Origin of the sequence: Streptomyces sp. NBC_01267 (genome assembly GCF_036241575.1) — a bacterium.
Lineage (GTDB): Bacteria > Actinomycetota > Actinomycetes > Streptomycetales > Streptomycetaceae > Streptomyces.
This window is the reverse complement of record NZ_CP108455.1, coordinates 1,883,102-1,898,886: the sequence shown is the minus strand read 5'-3', so window position 1 is coordinate 1,898,886 and position 15,785 is coordinate 1,883,102. Positions and strand designations below refer to the sequence as shown.

Genomic DNA, 15,785 nt, shown 5'->3' with positions numbered 1-15,785 from the left:
GCCCCACTCATCCAGCAAGCACCGACGCAGAAGATCCTGACACCGGGGTAATCCGTGAAAAAGCTCTCCGCACGACGACGCCACCCGTTGGCGGCGGTCGTCGTCCTACTCCTCGCGCTGGCGGCCACCGGGGGGCTGTATGCCGCGTTCGCGCCTGCGGGCAAGGCGCAGGCCGACGAAGCCTCCCAGTCCCTCGCCATCACTGAGGGCAAGAAGCTCTTCTCCGTGGGCTGCGCAAGCTGCCACGGAATGGGAGGCCAAGGCTCGTCCGACGGGCCGCCCCTGGTCGGCGTCGGCTCCGCCGCCGTCGACTTCCAGGTGGGCACCGGCCGTATGCCGGCCCAGCAGCCCGGCGCCCAGGTGCCGAAGAAGAAGGTCATCTACTCGCAGGCCGAGATCGACCAGCTCGCCGGGTACGTGGCTTCCCTCGGCGCGGGCCCCATCGCGCCGACCGCGAAGCAGTACAGCGACCAGGGCGCCGACATCGCACGCGGTGGCGAGCTCTTCCGCACCAACTGCGCCCAGTGCCACAACTTCACGGGTGAGGGCGGCGCGCTGACACACGGCAAGTACGCCCCCAGCCTTGCAGGCGTGGACCCGAAGCACATCTACGAGGCCATGCAGAGTGGCCCGCAGAGCATGCCGTCCTTCCCCGACACCACGATGCCGGAGAAGAGCAAGCAGGACATCATCGCGTACGTCAAGACCGTCAACGGCGACGAGTCCGAGAGCCCCGGTGGCCTCAAGCTGGGCGGGCTCGGTCCGGTCAGCGAGGGCCTGTTCGGCTGGATCTTCGGACTCGGTGCACTGATCGCAGTTGCCATCTGGGTCGCGGCCCACACCGCTAAGGCCAAGAAGTCATGAGTAGCCAAGAGAATTCCGAAGAGATCCTGCCGAGTAAGCAGGAGGCCGCGCACGGCGCGGTGGAGCACGCGGACGATCCGTTCGCCGACCCGGGAATGCCGGCCCACAAGCCGCGCATCCAGGACATCGACGAGCGGGCCGCCAAGCGCTCCGAGCGCGTGGTCGCCTTCCTGTTCACGCTCTCGATGCTGGCGACGATCGCGTTCATCGCGTCCTACGTGATCTTCCCGGTCGACAAGATCGTCTTCATCTTCCCGTTCGGGCACGTGAGCGCCCTCAACTTCTCCCTGGGTCTGACCCTGGGTGTGGCGCTCTTCACCATCGGCGCGGGCGCGGTCCACTGGGCCCGCACGCTGATGTCGGACGTCGAGACGGCGGCCGACCGCCACCCGATCGAGGCCGAGCCCGAGGTCAAGGCGCAGGTCCTGGCGGACTTCGCGGCAGGTGCCGCCGAGTCCGGCTTCGGCCGCCGCAAGCTGATCCGCAACACGCTGTTCGGCGCGATGGCCATGGTGCCGCTCGCCGGTGTGGTGCTGCTGCGCGACCTCGGCCCGCTGCCGGAGAAGAAGCTCCGCGAGACGCTGTGGAACCGCGGCAAGGTGCTCATCAACATGAACACCAATGAGCCGCTGCGTCCCGAGGACGTGGCCGTCGGTTCGCTGACGTTCGCCATGCCCGAGGGCCTCGAGGAGAGCGACGAGGACTTCCAGACGCAGATCGCCAAGGCTGCCCTGATGATCGTCCGTATCCAGCCGGAGAACATCAAGGACAAGAAGGAGCGCGAGTGGGCCCACGACGGCATCGTCGCGTTCTCGAAGATCTGCACCCACGTCGGCTGCCCGATCAGCCTGTACGAGCAGCAGACGCACCACGTGCTCTGCCCGTGCCACCAGTCCACCTTCGACCTGTCCGACGGCGCCCGCGTCATCTTCGGCCCGGCCGGCCACGCCCTGCCGCAGCTGCGGATCGGTGTGAACGGCGAGGGTAACCTCGAAGCGCTCGGCGACTTCGCAGAGCCCGTCGGTCCTGCCTTCTGGGAGCGCGGATGAGCACCGTGACGGATACACAGCGCAAGGCGCCCGCCGGCGAGCGGGTGGCCGACTGGGCGGACGGCCGCCTGGGCATCTACGGCCTGGCCAAGGCCAACATGCGCAAGATCTTCCCGGACCACTGGTCCTTCATGCTCGGGGAGATCTGCCTCTACAGCTTCATCATCATCATCCTCACGGGTGTCTATCTGACGCTGTTCTTCCACCCGAGCATGAACGAGGTCGTCTACGACGGCCCGTACGTGCCGCTCCAGGGCATCCGGGTGTCCGAGGCCTTCGCCTCGACGATGAACATCAGCTTCGGGGTCCGCGGCGGTCTGCTCATCCGGCAGATCCACCACTGGGCCGCGCTGATCTTCCTCGCGGGCATGCTCGTGCACATGATGCGGGTGTTCTTCACGGGCGCGTTCCGCAAGCCGCGTGAGATCAACTGGCTGTTCGGCTTCCTGCTGCTGGTGCTGGGTATGTTCACCGGCTTCACCGGCTACTCGCTCCCGGACGACCTGCTCTCCGGTACGGGTGTGCGGTTCATGGAGGGCGTCATGCTCTCCATCCCGATCGTCGGCTCGTACGCGTCGATGTTCCTGTACGGCGGGGAGTTCCCCGGCGGTGACTTCGTCGCCCGGTTCTACTCGGTCCACGTGCTGCTGCTGCCGGGCATCATGCTCGGCCTGCTGGTCGGCCACTTGATCCTGGTCTTCTACCACAAGCACACGCAGTTCGCGGGCCCCGGCAAGACCAACAAGAACGTCGTCGGCATGCCGCTGCTGCCGGTCTACATGGCCAAGGCCGGAGGCTTCTTCTTCCTGGTCTTCGGTGTCATCGCGGCCATCGCGGCGATCGCCTCGATCAACCCGATCTGGGACATCGGCCCGTACCGGCCCGACCAGGTGTCGACCGGCGCCCAGCCCGACTGGTACATGGGATTCTCCGAGGGTCTCGTCCGCATCATGCCGGGCTGGGAGATCAACGCCTGGGGTCACACACTCGTCCTGGGTGTGTTCATCCCGATCGTGGTCTTCCCGCTGGTCCTGGCGGCCATCGGTGTCTACCCGTTCATCGAGTCCTGGATCACCGGCGACAAGCGCGAGCACCACATCCTGGACCGCCCGCGCAACGCCCCGACCCGTACCGGCCTCGGCGTCGCCTGGATCACGCTGTACCTGATCCTGCTCGTCGGTGGCGGCAACGACCTCTGGGCGACGCACTTCGAACTGTCGATCAACGCGATCACCTGGTTCGTCCGGATCGGAATGTTCGTCGGACCGGTCATCGCGTTCATCGTCACCAAGCGGTTCTGCCTCGGCCTCCAGCGTCGCGACAAGGAGAAGGTGCTGCACGGACGCGAGTCCGGCATCATCAAGCGCCTGCCGCACGGTGAGTTCGTCGAGGTGCACGAGCCGCTCGCCCCGGAGGCGCTGCACACGCTCACCGCGCACGAGCAGTACCAGCCGCTCGAAATCGGCCCCGAGGTCGACGAGAACGGTGTCGCGCGCAAGATCTCGCGTCTGACCAAGCTGCGCGCCAAGCTGAACAAGGGCTACTACGGCGAGCACAGCCAGATCGAGAAGCCCACCGCCGACGAGTACAAGGAGATCACCAGCGGCCACGGCCATCACTGATCACCTGACCGACTGAACACAGTCGCCACAGCAGGAGCCCCGTCCAGCGCATGGACGGGGCTCTTCGCGGTCTCCGGGGCTGGATAAGGTAGCGGTATCCCTATTCGGCTGTGGACCCAGGAGCGGACCATGAACGTTGTGACCCCGGCAGGCGGCGACAGCGTGGCGGCATTCTCCTGGCCGGGCGTACTGGACTCATTGCTGGGCGGCACCGACCAGAGCGCGGACGCCACCGCCTGGGCGATGGACCGCATCATGAGCGGCGAGGCGACCGACGCGCAGATCGCCGGTTTCGCCGTGGCGCTGCGGGCCAAGGGCGAGACGGTCGCGGAGATCAGCGGTCTCGTCCGGGCGATGTACGAGCACGCCAGGCTGATCGAGGTACCCGGCCCGAGCGTGGACATCGTCGGGACCGGCGGCGACAGCGCGAGGACGGTGAACATCTCGACCATGTCGTCCATCGTGGTGGCGGGCACCGGCGCGAAGGTCGTCAAGCACGGCAACCGCGCGGCGTCGTCGGCGAGCGGGTCCTCCGACGTGCTGGAGAAGCTCGGGGTCAACCTCCAGCTGACGCCGGAGCGGGTCGTCGAGGTCGCGGAGGAGGCGGGCATCACCTTCTGCTTCGCGGTGAAGTTCCACCCGGCGCTGCGGTACGTGGCAGCCGCGCGGAAGGAGCTGGGCATCCGGACCACCTTCAACTTCCTCGGCCCGCTCACCAATCCGGCGAAGGTACGGGCGCAGGCGACCGGCGTCGCCGATGCCCGGATGGCGCCGATCATCGCGGGCGTGCTGGCCGAGCGGGGCTCCTCCGCGCTGGTGTTCCGGGGCGACGACGGGCTCGACGAACTGACCACCACCGCCACGTCGAAGGTGTGGACGGTGGCGGACGGCACCGTCCACGAGGAGCCCTTCGACCCGCGCGACGTGGGCATCGGCCTGGTCCCGGTGGAGGCGTTGCGCGGCGGGGACCCCTCGTACAACGCCGATGTCGCCCGGCGGCTGCTCGCGGGTGAGGGCGGTCCGGTACGGGACGCTGTTCTGCTCAACTCGGCGGCGGCGCTGGTCGCGCTGCATCCGGGCGGGGGATCGCTCGACGAGCGGATCGCCGCGGGGATCGCCCGCGCCGCCGAGTCGATCGACTCGGGAGCGGCCGGCCGGGCCCTGGAACGCTGGGTCACGGCCAGCAACGCCTGACTCCCGCTGTCCGCCACAACTCCCCGCGGGACAGCGGGTAGTTGTGGCGGTACGGCGCCCGTTCCGTTCGGGCGACGCGGGGTGCGGTTCACGCCGTTCGGTCTCAAGCCGTGGACTGCGCCTTGCGCGTCACCGTGCGTATGGCAAGATTCTCTTCAGGTCATGAGTGACAGCGACTACGGCCCCAGCCCGCTGTCCGGCAACCCTCCGTCCGTGGCGGGGTGCCCTGGGTGAAGACCAGGCCGCAGGCAGCGAAGTCTGCGGCAAGCGCGGATCCCTCGACAGGGATCCTGGTCGTCGAGGGAGTTCTTCCGTGGTTCAGCGAATGCGATAGGGCAGTAGCCCTCTTTCCGCACACCCTTTTCTGCACTGTTGCGTGTGGCACGCGCAGTGAATTCGCCTGCCCTTTTCCGGGAGTTCGTCATGTCTGTCCCCACCGCTGCCGCCGACTCTGCCATTTGTGCCCCTCTGCCCGTTCTGGGCGGAGATGTTCTTGTGCCGCTCGTGACCGGTGGCGAGGTGGCCTACGCCGCGCTCGACTACGCGGCGAGCGCCCCGGCCCTGCAGCGCGTCTGGGACGACGTCGCCGCGTACGCCCCGTACTACGGCAGCGTGCACCGCGGTGCCGGCTACCTCTCGCAGCTCTCCACCGACCTCTTCGAGAACAGCCGGGCCACCGTCGCCGAGTTCCTCGGCTGCCGCGAGGGCGACCAGGTCGTCTTCACCCGGTCGACCACCGACTCGCTCAATCTGCTGGCCGCGGTGGTCCCCGCCGACTGCGAGGTCTTCGTCTTCGAGACCGAGCACCACGCCTCACTGCTGCCGTGGCGCGACGCCGCGGTGACCTACCTCGACGCCCCCCGCACCCCGCAGCAGGCCGTCGCCACACTGGAGCGCGCGCTGGCCGCCCGTACCGCGGTGTCGCCCGGGGGTCAGGGCCCCGCGCTGGTCTGCGTGACCGGCGCGTCGAACGTCACGGGCGAGCTGTGGCCGGTCAGGGAACTGGCCGCCGCCGCCCATGCGCACGGTGCGCGGATCGTGCTGGACGCCGCGCAGCTCGCGCCGCACCACCCCGTGGACATCGCCGAGCTGGACGTCGACTGGGTCGCCTTCTCCGGGCACAAGCTGTACGCGCCGTTCGGCTCCGGGGTCCTCGCCGGCCGCTCCGACTGGCTTCAGGACGCCGAGCCGTACCTCGCCGGTGGCGGTGCCTCGCGCAGGGTCGCCCGGCGCGGTGACGGCGGGGTGGACGTCGAGTGGCACACCACCGCGGCCCGCCACGAGGCAGGCTCGCCGAACGTCATCGGTGTCTACTCCATCGCCTCCGCCTGCAAGGCGCTCACCGAGGCGGGCTTCGACTCGCTGGTGGCACGTGAGCAGTCGCTGGTCTCCAGGGTCCGCGCGGGGCTCGCCGAGGTGCCGGCGGTGAAGGTGCTCTCGCTCTTCGGCGACGAGGCGCCGCGCGTCGGGGTCATCTCGTTCGTGGTGGAGGGCTGGAACAGCTCGCACTTCGCGGCGGCGCTGTCGGCCGAGTACGGCATCGGGGTGCGCGACGGTCTCTTCTGCGCCCACCCGCTCGTACGGACCCTGCTCGGCAGCGACCCGCAGGACCAGGGCGAGTGCGGTGCGCCGGAGAGCGAGCCGGGCGAAACCTCCCTCAACGCCGTCCGGGTGAGCTTCGGCGCGGGCACGCCCGACGAGCACGTGGAGCGGTTCGTGACGGCGGTCAAGGAACTGGTCCGGGACGGCGCCCGCTGGAACTACCGCACCGAGGACGGCCGCTGCGTGCCGGCCGTCTGACACACCGTCCGGCACATCGCGAAGCCCTGGAGCCCGTCCGGCCGGACGGGCTCCAGGGCTTCGTTTCCGGGCCGGGCCGGACCCCCGCGGGCCCGGTCCGGGCGGGAGGTCCTACGCGTCCAGGCCGATGGCGAAGGCCGCTTCCAGGTCGTGCTGCGAGTACGTACGAAATGCCACATGCGTGTCCGTGGCCTCGACACCGGGGATCTTGCTGATCCGGCCGGGGATGATGTCCGCGAGATCGTCGTGCCGGGCCACCCGCACCAGCGCGATCAGATCGTACGTACCGGTGACGGAGTAGACCTCGCTGACGCTCTCCAGGGCGGCGAGCGATTCGGCGATCTCGGGGATCCGGTCCACGCTGGTCTTGATGAGCACGATCGCGGTGATCACGGCTTGCTTTCTCCCTCGGTGGCCGTCGCTGGGAGTTTCACTCTAGTCGTACGCCAGTACCGCGCCGCGGCGTAGGCGAAGCCCAGCGAGAACCCGGCGAGGTGTGCCGTGTAGGCGACACCGGGGCCGGTGCCGGTCTGCTGCCGGGCCGCCAGCCACTGGAGCACGAACCAGAAGACCAGCACGATCCAGGCGGGGAAGCGCAGCGGCAGGAACAGCAGGAACGGGAAGATGCTGGTGACCCGGGCCTTCGGGAAGAGACTCAGGAACGCCCCGAGCACCGCCGAGATCGCACCCGATGCGCCCACCAGGGTCTGGTCGGACCCGGAGTGGGTGAGCGCGTAGGCCGACAGGGCGAGGTAGCCGCTCACGAGGTAGAAGACGGCGAAGTGCAGCCGCCCCATGCGTTCCTCGGCCATCGCCCCGAAGACGTAGAGGAACAGCATGTTCCCGAGCAGGTGCAGCCAGTTCGCGTGGACGAACAGCGCGGTGAACGGTGTGAGCAGCGCTCCCGGTGTGCCGCTCATCAGTTCGGTGGGGACGACGCCCCAGCGTTCGAAGTAGGCGCTCTGGGCGGCGAGCAGGTTGTCGCCGGTGCCGTACGTCGGGTCGAACCCGGAGACGGGGCTGATGAGGAAGACGACGCAGCAGACGCCGATCAGGCCGTACGTCACCACCGGACCCTTGGGCGCGTCCCACTGCTTGAGCATGCACAGAGCATGGCTTAACGGGACCGAATCGGGCAGACCGCCTCGCCGGACTCCGTACCGTCCACAGGCCTCCCCCCTGGGTACCCGCGAGGCCGTAGGGTTACGGGGAGTACATCCGCAGTTCGATGGCGCACCGCGACCGACGCACGACGAACGAAGAGGACGGCACGTATGACGACGGTTCCCATGCCGACCGCCGATACCCGGTGGCGCTGCACACTCTGCGGCAATCTCACCCGTTTCGATGTGACCCGCTCGTCGAAGGTTGTCGAGTACATGCATCTGGACCTGGCCGGTGAGCCCAAGGTCGAGGAACGCGAGGTGGTCAGTGAGACCATCGAGTCGGTGCGGTGCCGCTGGTGCAACGCGGTGGACCAGATCGAGCTGGTGGACAGGCCGGGTGGCGGCTCCTGAGGGAGCCCGCTGAAGAGTGAACAGTGGGGTGACGGATGGTGGAGGAGCCTGCGGGCGGTGCGGAGCCGGCCGACGCGGCCGGTGACGTGGCCGAGGCGCTCGACCGCCCGTTGCCGGAAGGGGTGCGGCGCCGGGTCGTCGCACTCGTTTCCGACGCCTTCGGAGAGCTGACCGTCGTCGAACTTCCGTCGCAGCTGCGGCAGTACGCCCGGTTCACCCCCACCCGGCGTGCCAAGTTCGCGGGCAACGCGATGGCGGCGGCCCTGGAGGGCGACCCGCTGTTCCGGCAGCGCATCGGCGAGCGGCTCAAGGCGTCCCAGCCGGAGCTCGCCGATGCACTCGAAGCGGGCTCGCCGCCGGCCGCGGCCGATCCTGTCGATGTGGCCGCCGCGGCGTACGTGCTGCGCCCCGCGGGCTGGGTGAAGCTGGTCGCCGCGGCAGGCGAGGAGGCGCAGCGCGCCGACGCCGAGCGGGCGGACGAGGCGGCTCAGCGCGAGCTGGAGCAGCTGCGCGAGGAGCTCGCCGAGGCGAGGGCGCAGACCCGGACCGAGAACGAGCGGCTGCGCGCGGAACTGGACGCGGCCCGCAAGGATGCCGAATCGCTTCAGCGCAAACTGCGCAGCGCCCAGAGCGATGTGAAGCGGGGTGAGGCGGCGCTGCGCCGCACCGGTTCCGAGATCGACACCATCAAGTCCGAGGCGGCGGCCAGGGTCGCCGCGGCGGAGAGCGAGTCGCGGCGGCTGAAGGCGCGGCTCGGTGAGGCGGAGGCCTCCGTGGAGGCCGGCCGTCGTGCCGTACGCGAAGGGCGCTCCGTCGAGGACATGCGGCTCCGGCTGCTCCTCGACACGGTGCTGGACGCGGCCCAGGGGCTGCGGCGCGAACTGGCCCTGCCGCCGTCCACGTTGCGCCCCGCCGACTCCGTCGACGCGGTGGAGCCGGGCAGGCTCTCGCCCAAGGACATCGCGGCCAGGGCGCTCTCGGACACCGACCCGGCCCTGCTCGACCAACTGCTCTCGCTGCCGCAGGCGCACCTGGTGGTGGACGGCTACAACGTCACCAAGACCGGCTACCCGCAGCTGCCGCTGGAGAAGCAGCGGCTGCGCCTCCTCGGCGGTCTGTCCATGCTCGCCGCGCAGACGGGCGCCGAGATGACCTGTGTCTTCGACGGGGCGGAGCTGGCGGCGCCGGTGCTGCTCGCGCCGCCGCGCGGGGTGCGGGTGCTGTTCAGCAAGCCGGGAGTGACCGCCGACGAGGTGATCCGCCAGCTGGTCCGGGCGGAGCCTTCGGGCCGCCCCGTGGTGGTCGTTTCGACCGACCGTGAGGTGGCCGACGGGGTGGCCAGGGCGGGCGCCAGGCCCGTGGCGTCCGTCATGTTGCTGAAGCGGCTTTCGCGCGTCTAGTAACTCCTGTGCGGCATGCCCCACTTCGGGGTGCCTGATGGTCTGCGCACCGTCAAGTGACCGCTACTGTGCGTGCGGTGTATGTAAAGAATGCAGTCGATGACCGAGATTTTCGGCATCGGGATTTGAACTGATCACAAGAGGGTCACTATGGTCGGCCATCGAACCTTCGCGCGGTTGATCACTCATTCGGGGTGGCAGCGGAGGAACCGCCGAGGAGCACGTGAGTTGACCTGCGTGCTCGGCGGCTGAGGAAGAAGGAGCTCGCCTCCGTGGCGTCCCACCGTCGACCCAAGCCTGCGAGTCGCACTCGTGTGACCGTGCTCACCGCGACCGCTGCCGCAGCCGTGGCCCTGACCTCCCAGGCCGCGCACGCCGACCCGAAGCCGACCAAGAGCGAGGTCAAGGCCCAGGTCGACAAGCTCTCCGAGGACACGGAGAAGGCCACCGAGAAGCTGAACGGGGCCCAGGAGCAGCAGGACAAGCTGAAGAAGCAGGTCGGCGATCTCCAGGACACGGTCGCGCGTGGTCAGCAGGAGCTCAACAAGCTCCGTGGGCAGCTCGGTTCGATGGCGAGTGCGCAGTACCGTTCGGGTGGTATCGACCCGTCCGTGCAGCTGTTCCTCTCGTCCGACCCGGACAACTTCCTCGACAGGGCCACGGCTCAGGACCAGTTGAGCACGCAGCAGGCCGACGCGCTCAAGAAGATCCAGGCCAAGCAGCGGACTCTCGCCCAGCAGCGTTCCGAGGCGCAGGACAAGCTGAAGGACCTCGCGTCGACGCGTAAGAAGCTCGCGGAGAACAAGCAGGCGGTCCAGGGCAAGCTGGCCGAGTCCCGGAAGCTGCTGCAGAGCCTCACCGCCGCCGAGCGGGACGCGATCACCGCGGACAACACCCGTGCCAACCGGGCCAGCTCCCGCGCCGACCTGGGCAACGACGTCCCGGCGTCCGCCCGTGGCGGCGTCGCGCTCAACGCCGCCAAGACCCAGATAGGCAAGCCCTATCAGTACAGTGCCACCGGTATGGCCTCGTGGGACTGCTCGGGGCTGACGCAGTGGGCGTACGGGCAGGCCAACGTCTCCCTCCCGCGCACCTCGCAGACCCAGGCCAACGCCGGTCAGCGGATCTACTCGCAGAGCGCGCTCAAGCCCGGCGACCTGGTGCTCTTCTACGGCGACCTGCACCACATCGGCCTGTACGCGGGCAACGGCATGGTGCTGCACGCACCGCGCACCGGTGCCAACGTCCGGTACGAGGCGATCGGCAACATGCCCTTCCAGTTCGGCGTCCGCATCGGCTGACGCGAACCGCTCCGCCCGGCGTCCCCGACACCGCCCAATCGGGCGAATTCCGGTGCCGCTCGCTGACTGCCCGCCCCGTCGGTGACCTTGTGGTCTCCGGCGGGGCGTCGTTTTGCGCGTGCCGCGGGTCTTTGGCCACTGCGTGGTCGCACGGCTACTGTCCGGGTGCGGTTCCCGGCAACCGGTCCGCCCATCGGGGCGGCAGGGACCGCACGCAGCGGAAGGAGTGCGGCTCCTGTGGTGTCCCATCGCCGTGTCACCCAGTCCGGCCTCGCCCGGAGCACCCGGGCCACTGTGCTGTCCGCCGCGCTGGCGACGGCCGCGGCCGGTCTCGGTGCCGCACCGGCCGGCGCGGAGCCCCGGGACACCGCCGTGACCGCACGGGCCAAGGTCGACGGTCTGTACGCGCAGGCCGAGCGGGCCACCCAGCTGTACGACCAGGCCGACGAACGGGCCGGCCGGCTCCGCCGGGAAGTCACCGACGCGCAGGACGGCGTCGCCCGCAGCCAGGAGCACATCAACCAGATGCGCGGGGCACTCGGCGCGCTCGCCGGGGCCCAGTACCGTGCCGGGGCCATCGATCCCACGCTCGCGCTGCTGCTCTCCTCCGACCCCGACTCGTACCTCGACAAGGCCGTGGCCCTGGAGCAGATCGGCGACTACCGGGCGGGACAGCTGCACCGGTTCCAGCAGGCCCGGCGCAGGCTCGTGCAGCAGCGTGCCGACGCCGACCACAAACTCGCCGAGCTCCGGCAGAGCCGGACCGAAGTCGCCCGCCACAAACGGACGGTCGAGGACAAGCTGGCGCGGGCCCGCAGCCTGCTGGAGGCGCTGCCGTCCGCACAGCGCGCCCGGTACGACGAGGTCTCCCGCTCGGACGACCGGGACGAGATGCCCGCGCTCGGCGTCCTGCCGACGTCGGGACGGGCCGCCGCCGCCGTGCTCGCGGCCCGCAGCGCCGTCGGCAGACCGTACGTCTGGGGCGCCAACGGCCCGTCAGGATTCGACTGTTCGGGTCTGATGCAGTGGGCGTACGCGCACGCGGGTGTCGCGCTGCCCCGCACCTCGCAGGAGCAGCGGTACGCGGGACAGCGGATCCCGCTCTCCCAGGCCCGGCCCGGTGACCTCGTGGTGTACCGCAGCGACGCCAGCCATGTCGCGATGTACGTGGGCAACGGCCAGGTCGTGCACGCGCCGCATCCGGGGGCCACCGTGCGGTACGACCCGGTCGGCATGATGCCCGTCTCCTCGGTGACACGCGTCTGAGCTGCCCGGACCGTGCCCCGTACGATCGGCGGCATGGCAGGTCGGCGGTGCGGGACACGGCGCACACACACGGTGGGCGGTGGCCTCGCCGTGCTGCTGCTCGTCTCGGCGTGCGGCGCGCCCGCCGCGCCCGACACCACGGACCGCGACATCCGGCAGACGCTGGACCGCCGGGCCGCCGCCGTCGTGCACCGTGACGAGAGCGGATATCTGGCGGTGGTCGACCCCCGGGCGAAGGGGCTGCTGACGGCCCAGCGCGCGGAGTTCCGCAATCTGGCCGCGGTGCCGCTGCGCTCCTGGCAGTACAGCCTGGAGGACGTACGGCGCCAGGGCTCCACGGCCACGGCCCGGGTCGAGCTGCGTTACCGGATCGAGGGCTACGACAGCGCGCCGGTGGCCGCCGGACGCACGCTGGCCCTGGTCGAGCGGGACGGCCGCTGGTACATCGACGGGGACAGCCCGGACCGGGGCACCGGCCAGCAGCTCTGGCAGCAGGGCCGGGTGGAGACCGCCGAGGGCAAGCACAGCCTGGTGCTCGGGGTCGGCCAACGCCCGCAGCTGCTGCGGCAGGTGGCGGCCGTCGCGGACCGTGCCGTCCCGGCCGTCGAGTCGGCCTGGCACGGCACCTGGGCCGACCGGGTCGTGGTGCTGGTCCCGTCCTCGCTGGACGCGATGGGCGCCCTGCTCGGCTCGCCCGCCGCCACCTACCAGGGCATCGCGGCCGTCACCACGGGGGAGGCGGGCGGTTCGAGCGCCGCACCGGCGGACCGGGTGATCGTCAATCCCGAGGCGTACGCGACCCTGAGCGAGCGGGGAAAGCAGGTGGTCCTCACCCACGAGACCACGCATGTCGCCACCCGTGCCCAGACCTCGGCGGCGACCCCGCTCTGGCTCTCCGAAGGGTTCGCGGATTGGGCCGCCTACCGGGGCACGGACACCACCCCGCGGGAAGCGGCCCCCGAGCTCCAACGGGCCGTCCGCAGCGGTGAACTGCCCGCCGCGCTGCCCACCGACGCGGACTTCGGCTTCAGCGACGACGCGGACCGGCTCGCGCGGGCGTACGAGGGCGGCTGGCTCGCCTGCCGGATGATCGCCGGGCACTGGGGCGAACAGAAGCTGACGGACTTCTACCGCGCCGTCGGCGCGCACGAGCGGCGTGACGGCGCGGTGGAGGCGGCCCTGAACACGGTGCTCGGCACGGACCTGGCGGACTTCACCGCGCGGTGGCGGGAGTATCTCAAGGCACAACTGGGCTGAGCGGGGCGCCCGCCCCGTGGTCGTCCCGGCCCGGGTCGCCCTGGCGGGCCCGGTCCCGGGGCCCCGGGACCGTGTGCCGCCACAGCTGCCGGGCGGCGACCGGACACGCGGCGACCAGCAGCCCGTTGCGTACGAACATCAGCACCAGACCGGTCGGATCCCCGGCCACCACATGGTCGAAACCCAGCGGGAACTCCAGGAACGTGACAGCGGTGGCGGCCAGCACCAGACAGGCGGGGACGGCCATCCGGCTCGTACGGAAGACCAGACAGACGGCGGCGAGTCCGACCAGCCAGATCAGGTACTGGGGGCTGATCACCCGGCTCGTCGTGGTGAAGAGCAGGACCGCGGTGAACGCCGCGTCGCACGGGGTGCTCGCGGTGAACTCCCTGGCCCGCAGCCGCCACAGCAGCAGCCAGCCGAAGGCCACCACCGACAGGCCCAGCGCGACGGCGCTCACCACCGGGACGTACGGGCCGATGAACTCCACCGACCCGTAGTGCAGGGCCACCTGCCCCTGCCAGCCGTGGTGCCGGGCGACCTGGAAGACCAGACCGCCCAGCGACTCGACCTCGGTGCCCCGGTCGCGCTGGAAGGTGAGGAAGGCGAACGCGCCCGGCATCGTGACGCCGAAGAGCAGCAGCAGGGCCGCTGCCGTGGCCGCGAACGAGATCCAGGACACCCGGGTGACACGGCCGCGGGGCGTCCCCGCGAGCAGCAGCGCGGGCCAGACCTTCAGCAGCGCGCCCAGCGCGGCCAGTGCGCCCAGCGTGCGCGGCCGGCGGGCCCCTGCCAGCAGCGCGGCGACCGCCACGGCGGTCACCATCACGTCGTACCGGGCGTACGAGGTCGGCCCCAGCAGCGGTACGCCCACGACCCACACCCAGACCCCGGCGGACCGCTTGCCCGGCCGCCGCGCCGCGTAGCTCAGGAGGCCGAGGACCACCGCGTCGGCGAGGAGGGCCAGGACGAAGAAGGCCGACGCGTAGCCGAGGAACGGCAGCACCGCGGGCGCCAGGATCGCGAGGGCCGTGCCGGGCGGGTACTGCCAGGTGACGTCGGAGAGCGGGAAGGTGCCGGTCCTCAGCACCTCGTACCAGCCGTGGTACGTCACCGAGACATCGGCGGTGACGTCCACGCCGGGCACGGTCAGCACGCCGAGGACGCAGAGCAGCAGCAGGGTCCTGGTGAGCGCCCAGACCAGGAGAGCGAGTCCGGTGCCGCCGCGTACGCCCCTCATGAACCGCCCCGTCCGGAATGACGGCCTATGCCGTGATGTGTGAGATGTCCGGGCCATGATGCCGTCGTGGCTGCGCCCGAGCGACGAGGCGGGGCCGTTGGGTACTGTCGGCGGCGATGCACAAGACCTTGATCGTGACCAACGACTTCCCGCCCCGCCCCGGCGGGATCCAGGCGTTCCTGCACAACATGGCGCTGCGGCTGGACCCCGAACAGCTCGTCGTCTACGCCTCCACCTGGAAGCGCGGCAGCGAGGGCGCCGGGGCGACCGCGGCCTTCGACGCCGAGCAGCCCTTCACGGTCGTACGCGACCGGACGACGATGCTGCTCCCCACCCCGCGGGTCACCGCGCGGGCGAGCGGGCTGCTCCGTGAACACGGCTGTACGTCCGTGTGGTTCGGCGCCGCAGCCCCGCTCGGTCTGATGGCGCCCGCACTGCGCAGGGCGGGCGCCGAGCGGCTGGTCGCCACCACGCACGGCCACGAGGCGGGCTGGGCCCAGCTGCCCGCGGCGCGGCAACTGCTGCGCCGGATCGGCGAAGGCACCGACACCCTCACCTACCTCGGCGAGTACACCCGCTCACGCATCGCCGCCGCGCTGACCCCCGCCGCCGCGGGACGCATGGTGCAACTGCCGCCGGGCGTCGACGAGAAGACCTTCCACCCCGGTTCGGGCGGCGACGCGGTGCGCGCGCGGCTCGGGCTCACGGACCGGCCGGTGGTCGTGTGCGTCTCCCGGCTGGTGCCGCGCAAGGGCCAGGACACCCTGATCCGGGCGATGCCCCGGATCCTGCGGCGGGTACCGGACGCGGTGCTGCTGATCGTCGGAGGTGGACCGTACGCCGACGACCTGCGCAAGCTCGCGGCCGGGACCGGCGTCGCGGACTCGGTGCGGTTCACCGGCGCCGTCCCCTGGGCGGAGCTGCCCGCGCACTACGGCGCCGGTGACGTCTTCGCGATGCCCTGCCGCACCCGCCGGGGCGGGCTCGACGTCGAGGGGCTCGGCATCGTCTACCTGGAGGCCTCGGCGACCGGACTGCCCGTCGTGGCGGGGGACTCGGGCGGCGCGCCCGACGCGGTGCTCGACGGCGAGACCGGCTGGGTGGTGCGGGGCGGCTCCGCGGAGGACTCCGCCGACCGGATCGTCACGCTGCTCCAGGATCCGGAGCTGCGGCGCCGGATGGGGGCCCGCGGGCGGTCCTGGGTCGAGGAGAAGTGGCGCTGGGACCTGCTCGCCGAGAAGCTCAGGACGCTGCTCTGACCCGGTGCGGGCCGGC

The 15,785-nt window shown here is 70.7% G+C and carries 14 protein-coding genes and 1 riboswitch; of the genes, 11 read left to right on the top strand and 3 right to left on the bottom strand.

All coding sequences use genetic code 11. The annotated features are described in order from the left end of the window. The first annotated feature begins 54 nt into the window (after positions 1-54). The 5 genes from qcrC to OG709_RS08730 all read left to right on the top strand — a co-directional run bounded on the left by qcrC (position 55) and on the right by OG709_RS08730 (position 6,529). On the top strand, positions 55-864 hold the full coding sequence (gene qcrC / locus OG709_RS08750; protein ID WP_250304606.1) for a cytochrome bc1 complex diheme cytochrome c subunit: 810 nt from the start codon (positions 55-57) through the stop codon (positions 862-864). Next, entirely contained in the window at positions 861-1,913 is a 1,053-nt protein-coding gene (qcrA, locus tag OG709_RS08745; protein ID WP_250304608.1) for a cytochrome bc1 complex Rieske iron-sulfur subunit, read from the top strand. Before qcrC ends, qcrA begins: the two co-directional genes overlap by 4 nt. Further along, positions 1,910-3,535 (top strand): cytochrome bc1 complex cytochrome b subunit, encoded by a 1,626-nt coding sequence (gene qcrB, locus OG709_RS08740; RefSeq protein WP_250304611.1) that lies wholly within the window; start codon positions 1,910-1,912, stop codon positions 3,533-3,535. Before qcrA ends, qcrB begins: the two co-directional genes overlap by 4 nt. A 129-nt stretch (positions 3,536-3,664) precedes the next feature. Then, entirely contained in the window at positions 3,665-4,729 is a 1,065-nt protein-coding gene (gene trpD / locus OG709_RS08735) for an anthranilate phosphoribosyltransferase (protein WP_250304613.1), read from the top strand. 158 nt (positions 4,730-4,887) lie between these two features. Then, a riboswitch (SAM riboswitch) is annotated at positions 4,888-5,005 on the top strand. Positions 5,006-5,152: 147 nt separating this feature from the next. Next, positions 5,153-6,529, top strand: a complete 1,377-nt coding sequence (locus tag OG709_RS08730) for an aminotransferase class V-fold PLP-dependent enzyme (RefSeq protein ID WP_250304615.1) — start codon at positions 5,153-5,155, stop codon at positions 6,527-6,529. 111 nt (positions 6,530-6,640) lie between these two features. On the opposite strand, the gene OG709_RS08725 is transcribed toward OG709_RS08730, so the two are convergent. Together OG709_RS08725 and OG709_RS08720 are read right to left on the bottom strand one after the other, a co-directional pair. Next, a complete protein-coding gene (locus OG709_RS08725; protein ID WP_250304618.1) occupies positions 6,641-6,922 on the bottom strand; it encodes an Lrp/AsnC family transcriptional regulator in 282 nt (93 codons plus the stop codon). Further along, positions 6,919-7,632 (bottom strand): rhomboid family intramembrane serine protease, encoded by a 714-nt coding sequence (locus OG709_RS08720; protein ID WP_250304619.1) that lies wholly within the window; start codon positions 7,630-7,632, stop codon positions 6,919-6,921. Before OG709_RS08720 ends, OG709_RS08725 begins: the two co-directional genes overlap by 4 nt. A 171-nt stretch (positions 7,633-7,803) precedes the next feature. On the opposite strand from OG709_RS08720, the gene OG709_RS08715 reads away from it, so the two are divergent. From OG709_RS08715 to OG709_RS08695, 5 genes are all read left to right on the top strand, one after another. Further along, on the top strand, positions 7,804-8,046 hold the full coding sequence (locus tag OG709_RS08715) for a hypothetical protein (RefSeq protein ID WP_250304621.1): 243 nt from the start codon (positions 7,804-7,806) through the stop codon (positions 8,044-8,046). 35 nt (positions 8,047-8,081) lie between these two features. Continuing rightward, positions 8,082-9,446 carry an NYN domain-containing protein gene (locus tag OG709_RS08710; RefSeq protein ID WP_374211349.1) on the top strand — a complete coding sequence of 455 codons (1,365 nt, stop codon included), beginning with the start codon at positions 8,082-8,084 and terminating at the stop codon, positions 9,444-9,446. Between the two features lie 272 nt (positions 9,447-9,718). After that, positions 9,719-10,747: a C40 family peptidase gene (locus tag OG709_RS08705; RefSeq protein WP_266643527.1), complete on the top strand. Its 1,029-nt coding sequence runs from the start codon at positions 9,719-9,721 to the stop codon at positions 10,745-10,747. A 237-nt stretch (positions 10,748-10,984) separates the two neighbouring features. Further along, positions 10,985-12,013 (top strand): C40 family peptidase, encoded by a 1,029-nt coding sequence (locus OG709_RS08700; RefSeq protein ID WP_250303652.1) that lies wholly within the window; start codon positions 10,985-10,987, stop codon positions 12,011-12,013. A 33-nt stretch (positions 12,014-12,046) separates the two neighbouring features. After that, the gene (locus tag OG709_RS08695; protein ID WP_326695046.1) at positions 12,047-13,270 is read left to right on the top strand and encodes a hypothetical protein; all 1,224 of its coding nucleotides are present in this window, start codon (positions 12,047-12,049) and stop codon (positions 13,268-13,270) included. Here the strand turns inward: OG709_RS08695 and OG709_RS08690 are convergent. Continuing rightward, the gene (locus tag OG709_RS08690; RefSeq protein WP_266643531.1) at positions 13,251-14,510 is read right to left on the bottom strand and encodes a glycosyltransferase 87 family protein; all 1,260 of its coding nucleotides are present in this window, start codon (positions 14,508-14,510) and stop codon (positions 13,251-13,253) included. The genes OG709_RS08695 and OG709_RS08690 overlap by 20 nt on opposite strands. A 116-nt stretch (positions 14,511-14,626) precedes the next feature. Between OG709_RS08690 and OG709_RS08685 the strand changes: the two genes are divergently transcribed. After that, positions 14,627-15,769 carry a glycosyltransferase family 4 protein gene (locus OG709_RS08685; RefSeq protein ID WP_266643533.1) on the top strand — a complete coding sequence of 381 codons (1,143 nt, stop codon included), beginning with the start codon at positions 14,627-14,629 and terminating at the stop codon, positions 15,767-15,769. The last annotated feature ends 16 nt before the right edge of the window (positions 15,770-15,785 follow it).

Excerpts from the sequence above, each read along its gene's own strand:
- OG709_RS08690 (WP_266643531.1), bottom strand. The coding sequence starts at position 14,510 with ATGAGGGGCGTACGCGGCGGCACCGGACTCGCTCTCCTGGTCTGGGCG.
- trpD (WP_250304613.1), top strand. The coding sequence starts at position 3,665 with ATGAACGTTGTGACCCCGGCAGGCGGCGACAGCGTGGCGGCATTCTCC.
- OG709_RS08685 (WP_266643533.1), top strand. The coding sequence starts at position 14,627 with ATGCACAAGACCTTGATCGTGACCAACGACTTCCCGCCCCGCCCCGGC.
- qcrA (WP_250304608.1), top strand. The coding sequence starts at position 861 with ATGAGTAGCCAAGAGAATTCCGAAGAGATCCTGCCGAGTAAGCAGGAG.
- OG709_RS08730 (WP_250304615.1), top strand. The coding sequence starts at position 5,153 with ATGTCTGTCCCCACCGCTGCCGCCGACTCTGCCATTTGTGCCCCTCTG.
- OG709_RS08720 (WP_250304619.1), bottom strand. The coding sequence starts at position 7,632 with ATGCTCAAGCAGTGGGACGCGCCCAAGGGTCCGGTGGTGACGTACGGC.
- OG709_RS08695 (WP_326695046.1), top strand. The coding sequence starts at position 12,047 with ATGGCAGGTCGGCGGTGCGGGACACGGCGCACACACACGGTGGGCGGT.
- OG709_RS08710 (WP_374211349.1), top strand. The coding sequence starts at position 8,082 with ATGGTGGAGGAGCCTGCGGGCGGTGCGGAGCCGGCCGACGCGGCCGGT.
- OG709_RS08715 (WP_250304621.1), top strand. The coding sequence starts at position 7,804 with ATGACGACGGTTCCCATGCCGACCGCCGATACCCGGTGGCGCTGCACA.
- qcrB (WP_250304611.1), top strand. The coding sequence starts at position 1,910 with ATGAGCACCGTGACGGATACACAGCGCAAGGCGCCCGCCGGCGAGCGG.